This is a genomic window from Rugamonas aquatica, from assembly GCF_009380215.1.
Classification (GTDB): domain Bacteria; phylum Pseudomonadota; class Gammaproteobacteria; order Burkholderiales; family Burkholderiaceae_D; genus Rugamonas; species Rugamonas aquatica_B.
The window spans coordinates 392,943-414,108 of the sequence record NZ_WHUG01000003.1 but is presented as its reverse complement, the minus strand read 5'-3'; the positions used below and the strand labels follow the sequence as shown (position 1 = coordinate 414,108).

Genomic DNA, 21,166 nt, shown 5'->3' with positions numbered 1-21,166 from the left:
ATGATCGAAGATACCGGCTCCATCACCGCAGGCGTCACCATCGGCGCGCTGCAAGTGCAGTCCCTGCTGGACCCGCTGGACAACCGCGTGCTGCTGTGCCACGCGCTGGGCCTGTCGCGCGTGAGCCTGATTACCCAGTCCGAACGCGGGCTCGATGCCGAACAGGCCGCGCGCTTCGCCGCGCTGGTGCAGCGCCGCCTGGCCGGCGAACCGGTGGCCTACATCGTCGGCCAGCGCGAATTTTTCGGCCTGCCGTTTGAAGTCAACGGCGCCGTGCTGATTCCCCGTCCCGACACCGAACTGCTGGTCGAACTGGCGCTGGACCGCCTGCCGCCGCAGGGCCGCCTGCTGGACATGGGCACCGGCAGCGGCGCCATCGCCGTGGCGCTGGCCCACACCCGGCGCGACGCCGCCGTCACCGCGCTCGACGTCAGCCCCGAGGCGCTGGCCGTGGCCCGCCGCAACGCCGCCGCCAACGGCGCCCGGGTCGACTTCCTGCACAGCGACTGGTACGCCGCGCTGCAAGGCCGGCCGCCGTTCGACATCATCGTCTCCAACCCGCCCTACATCGCCAGCGGCGACCGCCACCTGTCCGAGGGCGACCTGCGCTACGAACCGACCGGCGCGCTGACCGACCACGCCGACGGCCTGTCGGCGCTGCGCACCATCGTCGCCGGCGCCGCCGCCCATCTGAAGTCGCAAGGCTGGCTGCTGATGGAGCACGGCTACGACCAGGCGTTGCAGGTGCGCGAACTGCTGGCCGCCGCCGGCTATGCCGAGGTGCAGAGCTGGTGCGACCTGGCCGGCATCGAACGGGTCAGCGGCGGACAGCTGCCAGCAAGGCCTCCGGCGTAACCGGCTTATACAGCACGGCGGCCAGCTCCAGCGTCACCGCCAATCCGGCCGGCCGCTGCGGCGGCCGCGCCGCGTGCAGCAGCACCGGCGGCCCGCCGGCGCGCAACAGCCGCCAGGCCAGCGCCTCGTCGCCGCAGACGATCAGCGCCGGATGCGCGTCGCCGGCGTCGCCCGCGCCGGCGACGTCGAATCCCGCGCTCTCCAGTATCTCCATCAGGTAATCCCGCAACGCCGCCTGCGGCTCCAGCAGCAGCACGGTGCGGCCCTGGCCGAACGGCGCGGGCAGCTGGAACTCCGGCGCCGGCGCCAGCACGTCCTCCTCGGCGGCGATGTCCGCATCCAGTTCGAAGCACCAGCAGTCGCCGCTTTGCAGCAGGCGTCCCTGCATCGCCCGCACCAGCTGCGCGGCCAGCGTCAGGCCGATGTCGGCGCGCAGATCGTCGCTGAAGGCCGGCGCCACCTCCCGCCATGCCGCCTCTTCGGCGCCGGCCTCGATGCGGAAGCGCAGCCGAACCATGCCCTCCCGCGCCAGGGCCTGCAGCGAGAACCGCACGCCTCCGGCGCCGCAGCGCCGCACCGCCGCCGCCAGCAACTGGCGCAACGCCTGCGCCAGGTGGCTGCCATCGAGCGCCACCACGGCCGGCAGCGCGGCATCTTCCTGATGGACGAAAACGCGGCCATGCTCGCGGGCCAGCGTCGCGCCGGCGGCGGCGGCTTGCCGCAGCAGCGCGTGCAGGTACAGCGGGCAGGCCACCTGCGGCGGCGGGCCGCTGTCGTTGTGCAGGCATAGCCGCAGGCTGTCCAGCCACTCCAGCTGGCCGCGCGCGGCGGCGGCCGATGCGGCGTCGGTGGATTGCGCGGCGATGCGCGCCAGCGGCACCTTCAGCTGATGGCTCACCAGCGCCAGCAGGCGCGCGCGGACGGCGGCGGGATCGTCGCCGCCGATGCTCATGAGCCGGCGCCGGCCTGCCGCACCGCGCTGCGATAGGCGGTCGGCGTCACGTCGGCCCGCTCGCGGAAGGCGGTGGCGAAATTGGCGGCGCTGCGAAAGCCGGTCTGCTCGGCGATCTGCTGCACGCTCATGTCGGTCTCCGCCAGCAGCTGGCGGCCGCGCAGCATGCGCTGCTGCGCCAGATAGACGAACACCGTCATGCCGGCGTAGCGGCGGAAGGCCTGCGACAAGCGCTTCTCGTGCGTGCCGACCGCGTGCGCGATCTCGGCCAGCGTCAGCGGCACGGTCAGGTTGTCGCCGATCAGCCGCATGGCGGCGGCGACGAACACCTCGTCCGGATCGTGCGGCGGCGGCGCAACGGCGGCGGCGGCGTGGGCCGCCACGGCGACGGCGGCGCGCAGCGTGCGCGCCAGTTCCAGGTGGATGCGCACCCGCGCAAACACTTCGGCCGGGTGATAGGGCTTAGCGATGAAATCGACGCCGCCCGCCGCCAGGCCGGCCACCCGCTCATCGGGATCGCTGACCGCGCTGAGGAAGATCACCGGCACCGCCTGCGTCACCGGATTGGCCTTGAGCAGGCGGCAGGCGGCAAAGCCGTCCAGCCGCGGCATGCGCACGTCCAGCAGCACCAGGTCCGGCCGGCTGGCCAGCGCATCCTGATAGGCGGAATAGCCGTCGCCCGCGACGCGCACGTGGTACAGCTGGCGGCGCAGCAGCTCCGTCAGGCAGCGTTGTTCATCCCGCTCATCGTCGACGACCAGGATGTTGGCGCGTAGCTGCTCGATCGTGGACAAGGCAAACATGGCGGCGCTCCCGGCTTCGGCATGGACACAGTATGCCCGCGTTCGGCCCGCGCACGCGCGCCGTCTCGTGCGCCAAAACCGTTTTCGCCGCCGGCAGAATGGCAGCTTACAAGCTGCCTATCAGATTCATGCCGTCCGTGCCGTACTGGCTGCCGACCAGCGTCACGTCGTTGGCCAGCAGCGCCACCAGGTCGGCGCGGCTATGGCTGTCCAGGAAGCTGTCCCATTGCGCCAGCGTGGCGGCGTCGGGATCGTGCCGCACCGTGTTCTGGTACAGCAGCTTGACGAAGCCGGCGTCGTCGAGCTGGCCGAAGCGCCGCGCCATCTCCGGCGAATCCGTGAAGCCCTGCGCCAGCACGCTGCCGCTCGCCCCCGTGGCCAGCCAGAACTGGAAGCCTTCCAGGTCCGCCGCGCGGTTCAGCGTCAGGTGGTACATCATGCCCAGTTCCTGCAGCGCCTTGGCCGACGCCTGCGTGAAGCCGAGGTCCACCGTCTCGCCGCCCTTGAACTCGCCGCGCTCGATCTGGCGCAGCGTATCCCGGCCGCCATCGGGCTCGCCTATCATCACGTCGCCGTTGCGGCCCAGCACCACGTTGTAGCTGGACGCCGCGTCGCCATACACCACGGTATCGACGCCGTCGCCGCCGACCAGCAGGTCGTTGCCGCCGCCGCCCTGCAGGCGGTCGTCGCCGGAGCCGGCAATCCAGCCCCGCTCGTCGGCCAGCAGCTCGCCGCCCAGGATCATGCCGTCGGCCGTGACATAGTCCGCGCGGTGTTCGGCGGTCAGCGCGATGTCGATGAAGACCGCGCCGCGCACCTGCATGTCGCCCGGCGCCGCGTCCAGCATGCCGATCCAGTGCGACAGCTCCGCCGCCGTGCCGGCGCGGTCCACGCTGTTCTGCAGCAGCCGCACCACGAAGTCATGGTTATTCAGGGTCATGATGCCGCCCAGCGCTTCCGGCGATCGCAGGAAGTCGGCGGCGAACTGCGGCGGCGTGCGGCCGCTGTTGCTCCAGTAGCTCAGGCCATCGAGGTCCGGCGCGCGGTGGAAGGCGGCGTGGTACATCAGCGACAGGTCTTGCAGGTTGGAGGCCCTGGGGCCGGCAAAGCCCAGCGTGGCGACCTCCAGGTTCAGCTGCGCGGCGCTGACGGTCTCCGTCGCCGCCGCATCGGTCAAGGCCATCTGGTGGCGGCCCACCACCACGCCGGCGGCGTTCAGGTAGAACTGCCACTGGCCGGTGTCGCTGCGGCCGCCCTGCAGGGTGTCGTTGTCGGCGCCGCCGTTGAGCGCATCGTTGCCGGCGCCGCCGAACAGGATGTCGTTGCCGGCGCCGCCGTCGAGGTAATCGCGGCCGCCGGCGGTGCCCAGCACGTCGTTGCCGCCGTTGCCGTACAGGGTGTCGTTGCCGCCGCCGTCGGCCAGCACGATGCGCTGCGCGGCGTCGTCGCCGATGAAGAAGTTCTGGCCGGCGCCGCCGTGCACCGTCGCCGCGCCGATGATGGCGGCGAAATCGATGTCGGCCAGCTGCAGCCCTATGCCCTGCGGCAGCGCGCGCGCATCGATCACCAGCGCGATGGCGGTGCCGCCGGCGGCCGTGTCATGCAGCGTGTCGTGCAGCGCGCCGCCCGTCGCCGACGCGGTGGCGGGGTCCGTGCCGGTAATCATGATCTCGGCGCCGCCGGCCGCCGCGCTGCCGGCGGCCAGCGTCAGCGTGCCATGCTGCAGCTGCACGCCCGGCGCCAGGCTGGCCAGGTAGATGCCGGCCTGCGCCTCCATCGCCGCGCGCGTCGCCTGTCCCTGCAGCGTATGGTCGTCGATGCGGCCGATCAGGTCCGTCAGCGCGATGGCGCCGTTCAGCAGCACCGACGGCCCGGCCGCCTCCAGCCCGATGCCGACCGGCAGGCTGACCACCAGGCTGGTGCCCGGCGCCGCGCCGGCGGCGGCCAGGCCGAGCGGAATGTCGGCCAGGTTCGCATGCGGCGTGCTGTGGTCCTCGGGCCGCGTGCTGCTGACGACGGGCACCGTCACGGTGCGCGTCGCCAAGCCGGTGCGCGGATCGACGCCGGTCTGCGTCATGATCTGCACGCCGTCGACGGTCGACGGCGTGCCGGTGATCGGCGTCGGGAAGGTGTTGACGGCCAGTTGCAGCGGCGCGGCCGCCGCGCTGGCGTTGCCGGCCGCATCGCTGAACAGGTGGCCGGCCACGCTCACGGTGATCGGCGTGACGCTGAACGGCGGCGGCGTCAGCGTCACCGTATAGACGGTGCCGCCGCCGCTCAGGTTGGACAAGGTGCCGCCGCTGACGCCGATGTCGGCCAGCGTCAGCACGCCGGGATCGCTCAGCGTCAGCGTGATCTGCGCGCTGCCGCCTTCGCCCACCTGCGCCACGCTGCTGGTGATGGTGACGGTCGGCGCCTGGGTGTCGAGCACATACGGCATCACCATCGGCGTGCTGACATTGCCGGCGGCGTCGCTGACGCGCACCACCATGTGGCCGCTGCCCTGCAGCGTGCGGCCGGCCAGCGTCCACGTGGTGCCGCTGACGGCGGCGAGGTTCCAGTTGACGCCATTGTCCAGCGACACCTGCACCACGTCGCCGGCCGCCAGCGGCGCGCTCAGGGTGCCGGTCAGCGTCTGGTTGGGATTGTTGGTAATCATGTCGCCGGGCGTGCCGCTGTCGGAAGAGAACTGCACGCTGCCCGCGGTGGCGGTGGGCGCCACGGTGTCGATCGACAGCGCCGGCAGCGCGTTGCCGGCGCCGTTGTTGCCGGCGGCGTCGACATAGCCGCCGCCGGTCAGCGTGATGGTGGCGGTGCCGCTGGCCTGGCCCGGCGTCGGCGTGAACTGCACGGTGTAGACCAGCGGATCGGCGGTGGCCGTCACGGCGCCGATGGTGCCGCCGCTGACCGTCAGGTCGGCCGCCGTGAAGCCCTGCGGCGCCTCGCTGAAGGTGAAGGTGATGGTGGTCGGCGCCATGCCGTTGGCCACCGCCGACGAGGCGGTGATGGCCACCGTCGGCGGCGTGGCGTCGTACTGGTAGGCCTGGACGATTTCCGGACTGTGGTTGCCGGCGGCGTCGCTCACGTACAGGCGCATCACGCCGCTGCCGGTCAAGGTGGCGCCGGCCGACCAGCCGGTGCCGCTGACGGCGGCGGCCTGCCAGCTGGCGCCGTTGTCGAACGAGACCTGCACCGTCTCGCCGGCGGCCAGCGGCGCCGACAGCGTGCCGCTGACGGTTTGCACCGCCACCGAGGTAATCAGGTCGCTGTTGCTGATGCCGGTATCGGCGGAAAACGCGATCGCGCCGTTGACCGCCGACAGCGGCGCCAGCGTGTCGATGACGATGGCCGGCGCGCTGCCGGAGGCGCCGCCGTTGCCGGCGGCGTCGCTGTAGACGCCGGACGCCACGCCGATCACGGCGCTGCCGGCCGCGGTGCCGGGCGTCGGCGTGAACACGGCGGTGTAGACCAGCGGATTGGCGGTGGCGGTGAAGCCGCCGATGGTGCCGCCGCTGACCGTGATGTCGCCGGCCGCGAAGCCCAGCGGCGCCTCGCTGAAGGTGAAGGTCAGCGTGGCGCTGTCGCCAGCCTTGAGCGCCGTGCTGCTGCTGGTGATGGACAGCGTGGGCGGCTGGGCGTCGACGCTGAGCGCGGGGCCGGCGGCGCCGGCGCCGGGGTTGCCGGCCAGGTCGGTGTAGCTGGCGGCCGTCAGCGTCACGCCGCCGACGCCGCTGAAACCGGCCGTCGGCGTGTAGCTCATCGTGTAGACCAGCGGATTGGCGGTGGCCGTCAGCGCGCCCTTGACGCCGCCGACCGCCACCACGTCGGCCGTGGTGAAGCCCTGCGGCGCCTCGGTGAAGGTGAAGGTCAGCGTGGCGCTGTCGCCGGCCTTCAACGCCGCGGCGTCGGAGCTGATGGCGACGCCGGGCGCGCCGCTGTCCAGCACATAGGCGTTGGCGCTGGCGGCGCCGTGGTTGCCGGCGGCGTCGGTCACGCGCACCTGCAGCACGCCGCTGCCGCCCAGCACCAGCGGCCCCAGCGCCCAGGCCGGGGAGCCGGCGGCGGCGAGCGCCGTACTCCAGCTGACGCCGTTGTCCAGCGAGACCTCGACGATCTCGCCGGCGGCCAGGTTGGCGTCCAGCGTGCCGCTGATGGTCTGCAGCGCGCTGCTGGTCACCAGGTCGTTGTTGAAGACGCCCGTGTCGGCGTTGAAGGCCACGCCGGCGCTGACGGTGGCGGGCGCCAGGGTGCTGAACTGGATCGCCGGCGCCGCCGCCGCCAGGCCCGGGTTGCCGGCGGCGTCCAGGTAGCCGCCGACGCCGATGGCGATGCTGGCGGTGCCGCCGGCCACGCCCGGCGTCGGCGTGAACAGCGCCGTGTACACCAGCGGATTGGCGGTCAGGCCGAAGCCGCTCAGGGTGCCGCCGGTAACGGCGACGTCGCCGGCCGTGAAGCCCAGCGGCGCCTCGTTGAAGGTGAAGGTGATGGTGGCCAGCTCGCCGATCTTGAGCTGGGTGGCGCTGGTGCTGATGGCCACCGTGGGCGGCTGGGTGTCGATGGCGATCAGCGGCGAGGCCATCGCCGCGCCGAGGTTGCCGGCGACATCGGTGTACAGGCCGGCCGCCAGCGTCACGCCGGCGCTGGCGCCGCCCAGGCCCGCCGACGGCGTCAGCACGACGGTGTAGACCAGCGGGTTGGCGGTGGCCGTGAAGCCGTTCAGCGTGCCGTTGAGCGCCACCAGGTCGGCCTGCGTGAAGCCGGTCGGTGCTTCGCTGAAGGTGAAGGTCAGCGTGGCGCTGTCGCCGGCCTTGAGCGCGGCGGCGCTGCTGGTGACGGTCATGGTCGGCGCCACCAGATCCAGCACATAGCCGGCGCTGAAGGCCGGGCCGTGGTTGCCGGCGGCGTCGGCCACCCGCACCTGCAGCGTGCCGCTGCCGTTCAGCAGCTGCGGCGCCAGCGCCCAGTTGCTGAAGCCGGCGGCGCCGACGGCGTTCAGCCAGCTGGCGCCGTTGTCCAGCGAGACCTGCACCTGCTCGCCGGCGGCCAGCGGCGCGTCCAGCGTGCCGCTGATGACCTGGCCGACGGCGTTGGTCACCAGGTCGCTGCCGCTGGCGCCGTAATCGGCCGAGAAGGCGACCGTGGCGCCGGAGGTGGTGGGCGCCAGCGTGTCGATGGCGATGGCGCCGCTGCTGACGCTGGAACCGGTATTGCCGGCCGCATCCGCGTACACGCCGCCGGCCACGCTGATGACGGCGCTGGCGGCGGCCGTGCCGGCGTCCGGCGTGAAGACGGCGGTGTACACGCGCGGGTCGGGGCCGGCGGCCAGCCCGCTCAGCGTGCCGTGGCTGGCGCTGACGTCGGCCAGCGTGAACGCCGCCGGCGCGTCGCTGAAGGTGAAGGTGATGACGGCGGTGTCGCCGGCCTTGAGCGCGGCGCTGCTGGCGGCGATGGCCAGCGTCGGCGCGATGGTGTCGACGCTGATCGCCGGCGAACTGGCGCCGCTGCCGCTGTTGCCGGCGGCGTCCGCGTACAGGCCGTTGCCCAGCGTGACGCCGGCGGCGCCGGTCAGGCCCGGGGTCGGCGTCAGCAGCACCGTGTAGACCAGCGGATTGGCGGTGGCGGTGAAGCCGCTCAGCGTGCCGCCGGTGGCGATCAGGTCGCCCAGCGTGAAGCCGGCCGGCGCCTCGCTGAAGGTGAAGCTGATGGTGGCCGCCTGGCCGTTGCGCAAGGTGGCGGTGTCGCTGCTGACGGCGACCGTGGGCGCGGTGGTGTCGAGCACATAGGCGCGCGCGTAGACGGCGCCGTGGTTGCCGTTGGCGTCGCTGACGCGCACCTGCAGCGTGCCGCTGCCGCCCAGCGTCTGCCCGGCCAGCACCCAGCTGTTGCTGCCGGCGGCGGCGCTGGCGCCGACCCAGCTGGCGCCGCTGTCGAACGAAACCTCCACCACGTCGCCCACGGCCAGCAGGCCGTTGACGGTGCCGGCGATGGTTTGCGCGGCGGTGCGCGTGACCAGGTCGGTGCTGCTGCTGCCGGTATCGGCCGAGAACAGCAGGCTGGCGCCGCCGATGGTGGGCGCCAGCGTATCGATGCTGATGCTGGGCGTGGGCGCGGCGCCGCCGCCGTTGCCGGCCAGGTCGGTGTAGGCGCCGCCGATGACGGCAATGGTGGCGGCGCCGGCGGCGATGTTGGCGCCCGGCGTGAACACCGCCGTGTACACCAGCGGGTTGGCGCTCTGCGTCAGGTTGGCCAGCGTGCCGTTGGCAACCGTGATGTCGCCCAGGCTGAACACCGGCGGCGCCTCGCTGAAGGTGAAGGTGATCAGCGCCGTCGAACCGCTGTTGAGCGACGCCGCGCTGCTGGTGATGGCCAGCGTCGGCGCCAGCGTGTCGATGCTGATCGGCGCCATGGCGGCGGCGGTGCCGGCGTTGCCCAGGCCGTCGACGAACAGGCCGGGCCCGATGCTGACGCCGCCGCCGCCGCCGGCCAGGTTGGCGGCCGGCGTGAACACGGCGGTGTAGAGCAGCGGATCGGCGGTGGCCGTCAGCGCGCCCAGCGTGCCGTTGCTGGTGCTGATGTCGGACGCGGTGAAGCCCAGCGGCGGCACGCTGAACTTGAAGCTGATGGTGGCGGTCTGGCCGGCGTGCAGCGCGCTGACGTCGCTGCTGATGGCCACGCCCGGCGCCACGGTCGCATAGCTGATCGCCGGCCCGGCGCCGGCCAGGCCGCCGTTGCCGGCGGCGTCGCTGTAGGCGCCCGCCGTCACGCTGACCGCGCCGACGCCGGCCGCCTGTCCCGCCGTCGGCGTGAACACGGCGGTGTACACCAGCGGATTGGCGGTGGCGGCGAAGCCGCTGATGGCGCCACCGGTGGCGGCGATGGCGCCGGCGGTAAAGCCCTGCGGCGCCTCGCTGAAGGTGAAGGTCAGCGTGGCGGTTTCGGCGCTGTTGAGCACCGTCTTGCTGCTGCTGATCTGCAGCGTCGGCGCGGTCTGGTCCAGCACATAGGCGCTGCTGGCGACCGCGCCGTGGTTGCCGGCGGCGTCGCTGACGCGCACCTGCACCTGGTGGCCGGCGCCGGCCGTCAGCGTCTGCCCGGCCAGCGTCCACGCGGCCGTGCCCACGGCGCCCGCCGCGGCGCTCCAGCTGGCGCCGTTGTCCAGCGAGACTTCCACCGTTTCGCCGGCCGACAGGTTGCCGCTCAGCGTACCGCTCAGGGTTTGCGCCGCGACGTTGGTGACCAGGTCGGCGGCGATGCCGCTGTCGACCGACAGCGCCACCGACGCCCCGGCGATCGACGGCGCCTGGGTGTCGACCGCGATCGCCGGCAGCGTGTAGCCGGCGCCGGCGTTGCCGGCGGTGTCGCTGTAGCCGCCGGCGTTGAGCGCGATGCTGGCGCTGCCGCCGTCGACGCCCGGCGTCGGCGTGAACAGCGCGGTGTACACCAGCGGGTTGGCGGTGGCGCTGAAGGCACCCAGCACGCCGCCGCTGACGGTGACGCTGCCGGCGCCCAGGCCGGACGGCGCTTCGCTGAAGGTGAAGGTCAGCGTGGCCGTCTCGCCGGCCTTGAGTGCGGCGGCGCTGCTGACGATGGTGGCGGTCGGCGCCGTGTTGTCCAGCACATAGGCGGTGGAGAACGCGGCGCCGTGGTTGCCGGCGGCGTCGCTGACGCGCACCTGCAGCGTATTGCTGCCGGCCAGCGTCTGCCCGGCCAGCGTCCAGCTGTTGCCGGCGCCGGCGGCGGCGGCGCTCCAGCTGGCGCCGTTGTCCAGCGAGACCTCGACCACCTCGCCCGCGCCCAGCGCCGTCGCCAGCGTGCCGCTGATGGTTTGCGCGGCGGTCCTGGTGACCAGGTCGGTGGCGCTGGCGCCGGTGTCGGCCGAGAACAGCACGGCGTTGGCGACGGCGGTCGGCGCCAGCGTGTCCACCGTCAGCGCCGGCGAGGCGCCCGCCGTGGCGCTGTTGCCCGCCAGGTCGGCGAAGGCGCCGGCGCCGATGGCGATGCTGGCGGCCGTGCTTTGCAGGCCCGCCGTCGGCGTGAACAGCGCCGTGTACACCAGCGGATTGGCGCTGGCCGCCAGCCCGCTCAAGGCGCCGCCGGTGACGGCGATGTCGCCGGCGCTGAAGCCCACCGGCTGCTCGCTGAAGGTAAAGGTGATGACGGCGGTTTCGCCGATCTTGACGCCGGCCGCGCTGCTGCTGATGGCGACCGTCGGCGCCAGCGTGTCGATGGCGATGGCCGGCGAGCTGCCGCCCCCGCCGTTGTTGCCGAAGATGTCGGTGTAGCTGCCGCCCGTCACGCTGACGGCGGCGCTGGCGGCGGCCTGGCCGGCGGCCGGCGTGAACAGCGCCGTGTACACCAGCGGATTGGCGGTGGCGGCGAAGCCGCTCAGCGCGCCGGTGCCGGCGCTGACGGCGATATCGGCGGCGGTGAAGCCGGTCGGCGGCGTGCTGAAGGTAAAGCTGATCAGCGCCGTTTCGCCGCTCTTCAGCGCGGCCGCGCTGCTGGTGATGAGCACCGACGGCAGCGCGCTGTTGATCACGATCGGCAGCGAGGCGCCGGACTGGCCGCCGTTGCCCGCCAGGTCGGTATAGCCGCCGGCGTTGACCGCGACCGAGGCGCTGACGCCGGACTGGCCGGCGGCGGGCGTGAACACCGCCGTGTACACCAGCGGATTGGCGGTGGCGGCCAGGCCGCTGACGGCGCCGCCGGTGGCGCTCAGGGAAGCGAGCGTCAAGCCGCTGGGCGCCTCGCTGAAGGTGAAGGTCAGGTTGGCGTGCTGGCCGGCGTTGAGCGCCGCCAGGTCGCTGGCCACCAGCACCGTCGGCGCCGCGCTGTCCAGCACATAGGCGGCCGAGAGGGCGGCGCCGTGGTTGCCGGCGGCGTCGTTGACGCGCACCTGCAGCGTGTCGCTGCCGGCCAGCGTGACGCCGGCCAGCGACCAGCTGCCGCTGCCGGCGCCGCCGCTGGCGTTCTGCCAGGTCAGGCCGTGGTCCAGCGACACCTGCACCACCTCGCCCGCCAGCAGCGCCGCGCTCAGCGTGCCGGAGACGGTCTGCGCGGCGGTGCGCGTCACCAGGTCGGAAGCGCTGGCGCCGGTGTCGGCGGAAAACGCCACGCCGCCGACGGTGACCGTGGGCGCCAGCGTGTCGATGGCGATGGACGGCGTGGCGCCGGCCACGCCGCCGTTGCCGGCGACGTCGAAGTAGCTGCCGCCGGCCACCGTGATGCTGGCGGCGCCGCTGGCCACGCCCGCCGCCGGCGTGAAGATGGCGGTGTACACCAGCGGGTTGGCGGTCACGCCGAAGCCGCTCAGCGTGCCGCCGGTGGTGGCGATATCGCCGGCGGCGAAGCCCACCGGCAGTTCGCTGAAGGTGAAGCTGACGGTGGCGGTGTCGCCGATGTGCACCGCCGCCAGGTCGCTGGTGATGGCCAGCGTGGGCGCGCGCGTGTCGACCGCGATCACCGGCGTGACGGCGGCGCCGCCCTGGTTGCCCAGCAGGTCGGTGTAGCTGCCGCCGGCCACCGTGACCGAGGCCAGGCCGCTGACGTTGGCGCCCGGCGTGAACAGCGCGGTGTACACCAGCGGATTGGCGGTGGCCGCCAGGCCGCTGACGGCGCCGCCGCTGGCGACGATGTCGGATGCCGTGAAGCCGAGCGGCTGGCTGCTGAAGGTGAAGGTCAGCGTGGCCGTCTCGCCGGTCCTGAGCGCGGCGGCGTCGCTGGTGACGATGACGCTGGGGCCCAGCGTGGTGATCGAGATCGCCGCCGAGGCGGCGCCGGCGCCGCTGTTGCCGGCGGCGTCGGTGTAGCTGCCGGCCGCCAGCGACACGCCGCCCAGCAAGCCGCTCAGGCCCGCGTTCGGCGTGAACTCCAGCGTGTAGACCAGCGGATTGGCGGTGACCGCCAGGCCGCCCAGCGTGCCGCCGACCGGCGTGAAGTCGGCCAGCGCCAGGCCGCTCGGCGCCTCGCTGAAGGTGACGGTGATGGTGGCGCTCTCGCCGCTTTTCAGCACGCTGACGTTGGTGCTGAGCGAGGCGGTCGGCCCGGTGGTGTCGAGCGCATAGCTGCTGCTGCCGGCCGGGCCGGCGTTGCCGGCGGTGTCGACCACCCGCACCTGCAGCGTGTTGCTGCCGCTGATGGTCTGGCCGGCCAGCGTCCAGGCGGCGCTGCCGGTGCTGCCGCTGGCGGTGGCCCAAGTGGCGCCGTTGTTGAGCGAGACCTCGACATGCTCGCCGGCCGCCAGGCCGGCGTTGAGCGTGCCGGAGATGGTCTGCGCCGCCGTGCTGGTGATCAGATCGCCGGCGACGCCGCTGTCGGCGGAAAACGCCACCGTGGCCGAGGCGGTGGCGGGCGCCGTGGTGTCCAGCGCGTAGCTGTGGCTGAGCGGCGTGCTGCTGCCGCCGACGTTGGTCACGCGCACCTGCAGCGTGCCGCTGCCGCTCAGCGTCTGCCCGGCCAGCAGCCAGCTGCTGCTGCCGGCGGCGGCGGTGGCGCTGGTCCAGCTCACGCCATTGTCCAGCGACACCTGCACCGATTCGCCGACGGCCAGCGCGCCGCTCAGCGTGCCGGAGATGGTTTGCGCGGCGACGTTGGTGATCAGGTCCGTGGCGCTGACGCCGCTGTCGGCCGAGAAGGCCACCGTCAGCGCCGTGGTGGTGCTGGCCGTGGCCGACACCACCGTAGTGGCGCTGTTGCTGACGATGACGCTGCCGTCGTTGATGCTGACGGTGAAGGTGGTGGTGGCGCTCAGGCCGGCCGTGCTCTGGAACACCAGCGCCTGCAGCGCCGCCTGCGCCGCGCCGGGCGCCGCCGCCGCGTGGGTGTAAGTGAGGCCGCCGTCGATGGTGGAAAAACCCGAGGCGCTCAGCGAGGCCGCCGTGAAGAAGCCCTTGGCCGCGCTGTCCGGCGCGATGGTGACGATCACCGAGGCGCCGACGTCGGGATCGTTCAGCGTGACGGCGCCGAACGGATGCAGCGTGCCGCCGGCCGTCATGCCCTGCGCCGCCGCCGTGCCGGCCAGCACCGGCGCGTCGTTGACGGAGGTGGCGGTGACCACGGTGGCGCTGTTGGCGCTGCCGGCCAGGCCGTTGCTGTCGGTGGGCGTCAGCGTGAAGGTGGTGGCGACGCCGACGCCGACGGCGGCCTGGTTGGCGGTGGGCGTGAACACCAGCGCGCGCAGGGTGGCCGTCAGCGCGGCCGGCGTGGCGGCGCTCAGCGTGTAGCTGCCGGCGCTGCCGGCCAGGCCGGCGCCGCTCAGGACGCCGTTGGCGCTGTTGTAGCTGATGGTCAGGCTGACGTTGTCGCCGTTGACGTCGGCCACGGTGACGGCGCCGAACGGCTGCAGCGTGGCGTTGTCGCCGACGCCGGCGGCCGCCGCGCCGCTGATGGTGGGCGCGCTGTTGGAGGTGTTGGACACCGCCACGCCGACGCCGCCCACGGCGATGTTGGCGTTGCCGATCACGCTGTTCCAGTCGTCGCCGGCCGACAGCAGGTAGCCGGTGCCGCCGGCCGACTGCGTGCCGTTCTTGTTCAGCAGCGCGGCGACGGCGGCGATGTCGGCGCCCGACAGCGTCACCGAGAACGAGGTGGCGCTGGTGACGTCCACATTGCCGCTGGTGCTGAGCAAGCGCGTGACGCCGCCCTCGCCCTTCAACGCCAGCTTGGCCACCGTGATGTCGTTGGCGGCGCCGGCCACGCCGACCAGGTTGGTGCCCGTCACCGACAGCACGTGGGTGGCGGCGTTGTAGCTGGCCGAGGTGATCGTCGGCAGCTGCACGTTGGCCACGCTGATGGCGTTGCCGGTCAAATCGTCGCCGCCGCTGAGGTTGCCGTCCCAGTTGGCGGCCGCCGCCAGGTTGAAGGCGGTGCCGTCGACGCCGCTGGCGCCGTTGTTGTTGAGGATGCCGGCGATGGCCAGCTTGTCGGCCGCGTTCAGCGTGACCGACACCTGCGTGCCGCTGGCGGCGCTGACCACGGGCGAGGTCAGCGTGTAGCTGGCGCCGCCCTGGCCGGTGATGGTGAACTTGCCGGGATCGATGGCGTCGCCGGCGTGGATGCCGGTGGCCGTGACGCTCAGCACGCCGGTGCCGGCGTCGTAGGCGGCCGACGTGACGGTGTTGGCCGGACGCGCGTTGGCGATCGTCAGGTCGTCGATGCCGACCTCGAAGCCCAGCGGGTTGACGATGCGCACCCCGTAGATGCCCTTGAAATTGGCCATCGACGCAAAGTTCAGCAAGCCGTATTCGTTGACCACCAGGCTCAGCAGCGAGACGCCGACCCCGTTCGGCTGGTAGTTGGCGTCCAGCGCATACACGGTGTAGACGATGGTGCCCAGCAGATTGCCGACCAGGTTGCCGCTGCCCAGCTTCAGGCTGACCATGTCGAACACGCCGCTGTTGGCGCGCAGGTCGACGTAGGTGACCGGCGACAGCAGCGAGCCGTTGACGGTCAGGCGGTCGTCCGCCACCGGCACGCCGAGCACGCTGAAGCCGTCGGCGTTGGCCACCGTGACGCCGCCGCCGAGCGCGCTTTGCGCGTACACGTCCAGGCCCAGGCCGAGGATGTTGTCGACGTGGACCACGGCGCCGGCCGTCAGGCCGGTGACGCTGAGCAGGTTGACGGTGCTGCTGGTGGTGAAGTTGATGGTGCCGTTGACGCCGCCGTTGACCAGCGCCAGCGAGTGGTCGTAGGCCAGCTCGGCCTGGACGCCGAGCGCGCCGGCCGCCTCGATGCCGCCGCTGCTGTATTCCAGTTGCCAGTCGCCGCCGGCGCCGGTGACGTTGGTGGAGGCGGCGACGTCGGCGCCGCTGGCGGCGGCCAGGCCGTCGACGAAGGCGCGGCCGTCCGCGCCCTGGGCCAGGTCGCAGCCGTACAGCAGCAGGTCGCCGCCGGGGCGCAGCGCGCCGCCCCATTCGCGCAGCGCGTCGGCGTAGCGCGCCAGGCCGTCGCCGTCGAGGATGGCGGTGCCCAGCTGCATGCGGCCGGCGGCGCCGTGCGAGACAATCTGGATGCTATCGAGGTCCAGGCCTTCCATGCGGCGCAGCACGTCGGCGATCTGCTCGACGCCGTCGCGCCAGCCCGCCAGCCTGACCACCAGCACATCGTCTGCCACCCCGTCCGCCAGTGCGGCGGCGCCCGCCACACCGGCATCGATGAACAACACGGACTTGTATGCTGGGGCCTGGTCTCTCATCTTGCCGTCTCCGCATGGTTACAGACGATGACTGATTATGGGTAGCTTTGGACCGAACACAAAATTTTCCCGTTTGCCAAACATTTCGTCCGGTGTGGCAAATACGGGGGTCTGCTGGCGCACCGAAGCCCGGCCCCGGTTTTGTTAAAATGTTCTTTTTATCGCCGTCAGGCGGGTTCGGCCAATTTCGGTTACTCTCAGCACCAATAATTTTTTTGCTGCACAAGAAAGGATTTCAAATTGCCAACTCTATTGACACGCCGCCTGGCCCTGCTGGCCCAGCCGGAGCACCGTGCGGTGCTGGGTGGCTTGCGCGGCATCGAACGGGAAACGCTGCGGGTCGATCCGCGCGGCCATCTGGCCGCGACCCCGCATCCGGTGGCCCTGGGTTCGGCGCTGACGCACCCGCAGATCACCACCGACTACGCTGAGACGCTGCTGGAATTCATTACACCGGCCGAGGCCGATATCGCCGTCACCCTCGACAAACTGGATGGCATCCACCGCTACGCCTACAGCAAGCTCGGCGACGAGCTGCTGTGGAGCCAGTCGATGCCGGCCCAGTTGCCGGGCGAGGACGAGATCGAGATCGCCTGGTACGGCACCTCCAACATGGGCACGCTCAAGCATGTGTACCGGCGCGGCCTGGCGCTGCGCTACGGTAAAGCCATGCAGTGCATCGCCGGCATCCACTACAACTACTCGCTGGACGAACGCCTGTGGCGCGTGCTGGCCGAGCATGAGGGCAACGCCAGGCGCCTGTCGCCGAAGTCCTTCCAGTCCGAAGCCTACCTGGCGACGATCCGCAACTTCCGCCGCTACAGCTGGCTGCTGATGTATCTGTTCGGCGCCTCGCCGGTGCTGTCGACCGGCTTCCTGCGCGGCCGTCCGCACAAGCTGGAAACGCTGTCCGACGACACGCTCTACCTGCCCTACGCCACCAGCCTGCGCATGAGCGACCTGGGTTACCAGAACGATGCGCAATCGGGACTGAGCCCGCACGAAAACTGCCTGGACAGCTACGTGGCCGCATTGACCAAGGCCGTCAACCAGCCGTACGCACCGTATGCGGAACTGGGCACCAAGCGCGACGGCGAATGGATACAGCTGAGCACCAACGTGCTGCAGATCGAAAACGAGTACTACTCCACCATCCGCCCCAAGCGCGTGATCCAGACCGGCGAACGGCCGATCCAGGCGCTGTGCGCGCGCGGCGTGCAGTACATCGAAGTGCGCTGCATGGACGTCGACCCGTTCGAACCGGTTGGCATCAGCGTGCAGACCGGCCGCTTCCTCGACGCCTTCCTGCTGTTCTGCGCACTGGAGGACAGCCCGGCCATCTCGCCGGAAGAAGGCCTGCGCCACACCGACAACTTCGCCCGCACCGTCAAGGAAGGCCGCCGTCCGGGCCTGACGCTCAATAGCGACGACGGCGCCATCAGCCTGCAAGCCTGGGGCCAGCAGCTGCTCGAACGCATCCGCCCGGTGGCGGCCCTGCTCGACGCGCAGCGCGGCGACACCGTCCACGCCGACGCCATGGCGCAGCAGGCGGCCAAGCTGCTCGACGCCGACCTGACGCCATCGGCCAAGGTGCTGGCGGCCCTGCGCGCCAACGGCAAATCGTTCGCCGCCTTCGGCCTGGCGCAGAGCAAGCAGCACGCGGCCTACTTCCGCAGCCATGCGCCGGATGCCGGCGAAGCTGCCTACTTCGACGGCCTGGCAGCGACCTCGCTGGCCGAGCAGGCGGAGATGGAAGCGGCGCCGCAATCGAGCTTCGACGATTACGTCACCGCCTACCGCGCCAGCAATCTGTGCCACTCCAGCACGGACTGCGACTGAACCCGAGGCTTCCTTGCTCACCTTTTACAACGAACTGCACGCCCAGCACCACGGCCGCTTTGAAATCTTCCGCGGCGAGATGGTGCCCTGCTTCGAAAAGCCGGAGCGTGCCGACGCGGTGCTGGCGGAGCTGGGCCGGCGCGGACTGGGCAAGATCGTCACGCCGCACGGCGTGCCCTTGATGTCGCTGGAACGCATCCACACGCCGCGCTACCTGCACTTCCTGCGCGGCGCCTGGAGCGAATGGCTGGCGCTAGATCCGGCCAACGCCGGCAAGGACGCCTTCCCCGCCGTCTGGCCGATACGCTCGCTGCGCGACGACATCGAGCCGGATAACTTCTGCGCCAAACTGGGGCTGTATTCGATGGACAGCGGCACGCCGCTGACGGCCGGCACCTGGACCGCCGCCAAGACCGGCGCCGATTGCGCGGTCAACGCCGCGCACGCGCTGCGGTTGGGCGAGCGCGGCGCGTTTGTGCTGAGCCGTCCGCCGGGCCACCATGCGGGCGCGGATTTCTTCGGCGGCTACTGCTTCCTCAACAACGCCGCGCTGGCGGCGCAGCACATGCTGGACGACGGCGCGCGCAAGGTTGCCATCCTCGACATCGACTACCACCACGGCAACGGTACGCAGAGCATCTTCTACAATCGCGACGACGTGCTGTTCATCTCCATCCACGCCGATCCGCGCAACGAGTATCCGTTCTATCTGGGGCATGCCGACGAGCGCGGCGAAGGTGCGGGCATGGGCTACAACATGAACCTGCCGCTGGCGGCGGGCAGCTCGGTGCAGGCGTGGTTCTCGGCGCTGGAGACGGCCTGCATCCGCCTGGGCAGCTTCGCGCCGGATGCGCTGGTGGTGTCGCTGGGGGTGGACACCTTCGCCGGCGATCCGCTGTCGCGCTTCGCGCTGCAAAGCGCCGACTATCTGAAGATCGGCGAGCGTCTCGCCTACCTGAACCTGCCGACCGCCTTCATCTTCGAAGGCGGCTACGCGGTCAAGGAGCTGGGCACCAACGTCGTCAACGTCCTCGAAGGTTACGAGACCGCGCTTTAATACACGTCGCGGCGATAGCGGCCGGCTTCGCGCAGCTCGTCGAGGGCTGCGCTGCCGATGATGTCTTCCAGCGCGGCGTCCACACCGCCCGCCATTCCTTGCAGGCTGCCGCACACGTAGATCACGGCGTCGTCGGCGATCCAGCTGCGCAGCTGGCCGGCCTTGGCGCGCAGGCGATCCTGCACGTATTGGCCGTCGGCGTCGCGCGAGTACACCAGGTCCAGCTCCGGCAGATGGCCGCTATCTCGCCATCCATCGATTTCGGAGGCGCAGATGCTGTCGAATTCGCGCTGACGCTCGCCGAACACCAGCCAGTTGCGCCGCTGTCCGCCAGCCACCCGCGCCCGCAGGTGCGAGCGCAAGCCCGCCATGCCGGAACCGTTGCCGATGTAGATCGCCGGCTGCGCACCGTCGTGTATGTCGAAGGATGGATTGTCCACCAGACGCACGCGCACTTCATCGCCTAACGCGGCTTGCGTCGTCAGCCATCCGGAGGCCAGGCCCATGCCGTGTTCGTTGCGAGCCTGGCGCACCAGCAGCTGTATGCAGCCGTCCTGCGGAAGCGACGCCAGCGAATAGCGCCGCGCCGATTGCTCCGGCGCGTAGTGGCCCGGCCAGACATCGAGCAAGGCGCCCGGACGCCAGCTCGCACCATCGCCTCCGGTCAGCGTGATTTCGTACAGTTCCCCGCCGGCGCTGCCCGGATTGAGCAGTTCGCGCCGCGCCAGATGGCAGCTGGTGTAGCCGCTGTCGGGCAGCGCAGCCGACAGTTCAACGGATGGCGCATCGCCACCGATGCCGGCCAGCTCGCGCAAGGCCTGCGACCAGCGGGCCAGCGCACCGGCGTCGCCGTTGTCGACTTCAATGATCGGATGCAGCGGCTGCGCGCCCAGCACCCGCAGGCGGCGGTCCAGCGTCTGGCCGAAACCGCAGAATTGCAGATAATTGCGGTCGCCCAGCGCCAGCACGGCGTACTGCAAATGCGCCAGCTCCTCGGCGGCGGCATGCAGCAGGAGGCTGAAGCGGCGCGCGGTGTCCGGCGGTTCGCCGTCGCCGAAACTGCTGGCGACGAACAGCACGCGGCGGTAGCTGCCCAACAGCGGTGGCGTCAGCTTTTCCAGCGACTGCACATGCACCGCCACGCCGGCCTGTTGCAGCACGGCCGCGCTTTGCAGCGCCAGCCGCTCGGCCGATCCGGTCTGGCTGGCGTAGGCCAGCAGCACAGGATCGGCGCTGTCGATGCGGCCGGCTTCGGCCAGCTTGGCGCGTTCGGCCTGCGCTTCGCGCTTCTGGCGACGGCGCTTCAGGTACAGCATCCAACCCGTGACCGCGAAGCCAGGCAGCGCCAGGCTGGCGCAGAACATGAACAGACGCCCAGGCAAACCGAAATACGTCCCCATGTGCAGCGGATAAAGCGTCGTCAGCGCGCGGGCGCCGACGCCCATCTGCACATACGGCTCGTTCTTGACGATGGCGCCGGTCTGCTGGTTGATCGACATGCGGCTGCGCGCGCGTATGTGCGGCGCGTCGCTAGCCACCCACAGCACTTGCAGCGGCTGCGTGACGCGTTCCGGCGGCCGCAGGGAGACAGTTCGCCATCCCGGCGCCTGCTGCTGGAAGGTGGACCAGGCCAGCGTCAGGTCGGCGGCTTCGGCATGGGCTTCGACGCGCTTGGCGCCGGCGGGCTTGGGCGCGGCCGCTACACGCGGCGGACGCCGCACGCCGGCCCAGCCATCGACCGTGTCGCGCACCACGTCATAGCTCCAGTACACACCGCTGACGGTGAAGAGCAGGTAGGCCAGCAGCGCCCAGGTGCCCGCCACCGAATGCAGCCCCCACAGGAAGGAGCGCCCCTTGAGGCGCGTATCGAAGGTCAGCCAGGTACGCCAGTCAAGCGGGCGACGCGGCCAGCGCAGATACAGGCCGCTCAACGCAAGCCCCATCAGGCACAGGGCCAGCGCGCCGACCACCGGACGGCCGTCATCGCGCGGCAGCAGCAGATGGCGGTGCAGCGATTCGACCCATTCGAACACTTCGTCGTAATGCAGCGGCGGCATCATGGCGCCGCTGTACGGATTGACGAAGACGGTCTCGCCATGCTTTTCGCCCGGCGCCGGCGCCAGGCTGACGCGCGCCGTGGTCCCCGGCTCGGCATCCAGGACGATGCTGGTGATGCGCGCTCCTGGATGCGCGCGCTTGACCGCTTCGGCCACCTGCGGCGGCGCCAGCACGGGCGCCTGGCGCACCGCCACGCTGGTCACGCCGGGATTGAGCACGTCCAGCAGCTCGTCGCGGAAAGCGAGGATGGCGCCGGTCAGGCCGATGACGATCAATACCGTGCCGGCGGTGATGCCGACCAACCAGTGCAGCTGGAACCAGAGTTTTTTCACAATCGACCTTCAAGCGTTGAGCGAGGCTATATCAACAGTCATTCTACCAGTTAATAAGAATCATTATCAATTGGCGGA

The 21,166-nt window shown here is 71.3% G+C and carries 7 protein-coding genes; 3 read left to right on the top strand and 4 right to left on the bottom strand.

The window, feature by feature from the left end; translation table 11 throughout:
• Complete coding sequence (prmC, locus tag GEV02_RS09935; protein ID WP_152837836.1) at positions 1 to 855, top strand: peptide chain release factor N(5)-glutamine methyltransferase; 855 nt, start codon at positions 1 to 3, stop codon at positions 853 to 855.
• Here prmC and GEV02_RS09930 read toward each other — a convergent pair.
• The 3 genes from GEV02_RS09930 to GEV02_RS09920 form a co-directional block, all read right to left on the bottom strand.
• Positions 818 to 1,807, bottom strand: a complete 990-nt coding sequence (locus tag GEV02_RS09930; protein WP_152837835.1) for a hypothetical protein — start codon at positions 1,805 to 1,807, stop codon at positions 818 to 820. The genes prmC and GEV02_RS09930 overlap by 38 nt on opposite strands.
• The gene (locus tag GEV02_RS09925) at positions 1,804 to 2,610 is read right to left on the bottom strand and encodes a response regulator transcription factor (protein ID WP_152837834.1); all 807 of its coding nucleotides are present in this window, start codon (positions 2,608 to 2,610) and stop codon (positions 1,804 to 1,806) included. Before GEV02_RS09925 ends, GEV02_RS09930 begins: the two co-directional genes overlap by 4 nt.
• A 106-nt stretch (positions 2,611 to 2,716) precedes the next feature.
• Positions 2,717 to 15,802: an Ig-like domain-containing protein gene (locus GEV02_RS09920; RefSeq protein ID WP_152837833.1), complete on the bottom strand. Its 13,086-nt coding sequence runs from the start codon at positions 15,800 to 15,802 to the stop codon at positions 2,717 to 2,719.
• A 240-nt stretch (positions 15,803 to 16,042) separates the two neighbouring features.
• Between GEV02_RS09920 and gshA the strand changes: the two genes are divergently transcribed.
• Both gshA and GEV02_RS09910 read left to right on the top strand, forming a co-directional pair.
• The gene (gshA, locus tag GEV02_RS09915) at positions 16,043 to 17,641 is read left to right on the top strand and encodes a glutamate--cysteine ligase (protein WP_152837832.1); all 1,599 of its coding nucleotides are present in this window, start codon (positions 16,043 to 16,045) and stop codon (positions 17,639 to 17,641) included.
• 13 nt (positions 17,642 to 17,654) lie between these two features.
• On the top strand, positions 17,655 to 18,698 hold the full coding sequence (locus GEV02_RS09910) for a histone deacetylase family protein (RefSeq protein ID WP_152837831.1): 1,044 nt from the start codon (positions 17,655 to 17,657) through the stop codon (positions 18,696 to 18,698).
• Here the strand turns inward: GEV02_RS09910 and GEV02_RS09905 are convergent.
• Positions 18,695 to 21,088, bottom strand: a complete 2,394-nt coding sequence (locus GEV02_RS09905) for a sulfite reductase flavoprotein subunit alpha (protein WP_328595772.1) — start codon at positions 21,086 to 21,088, stop codon at positions 18,695 to 18,697. The genes GEV02_RS09910 and GEV02_RS09905 overlap by 4 nt on opposite strands.
• Positions 21,089 to 21,166: the final 78 nt, after the last annotated feature.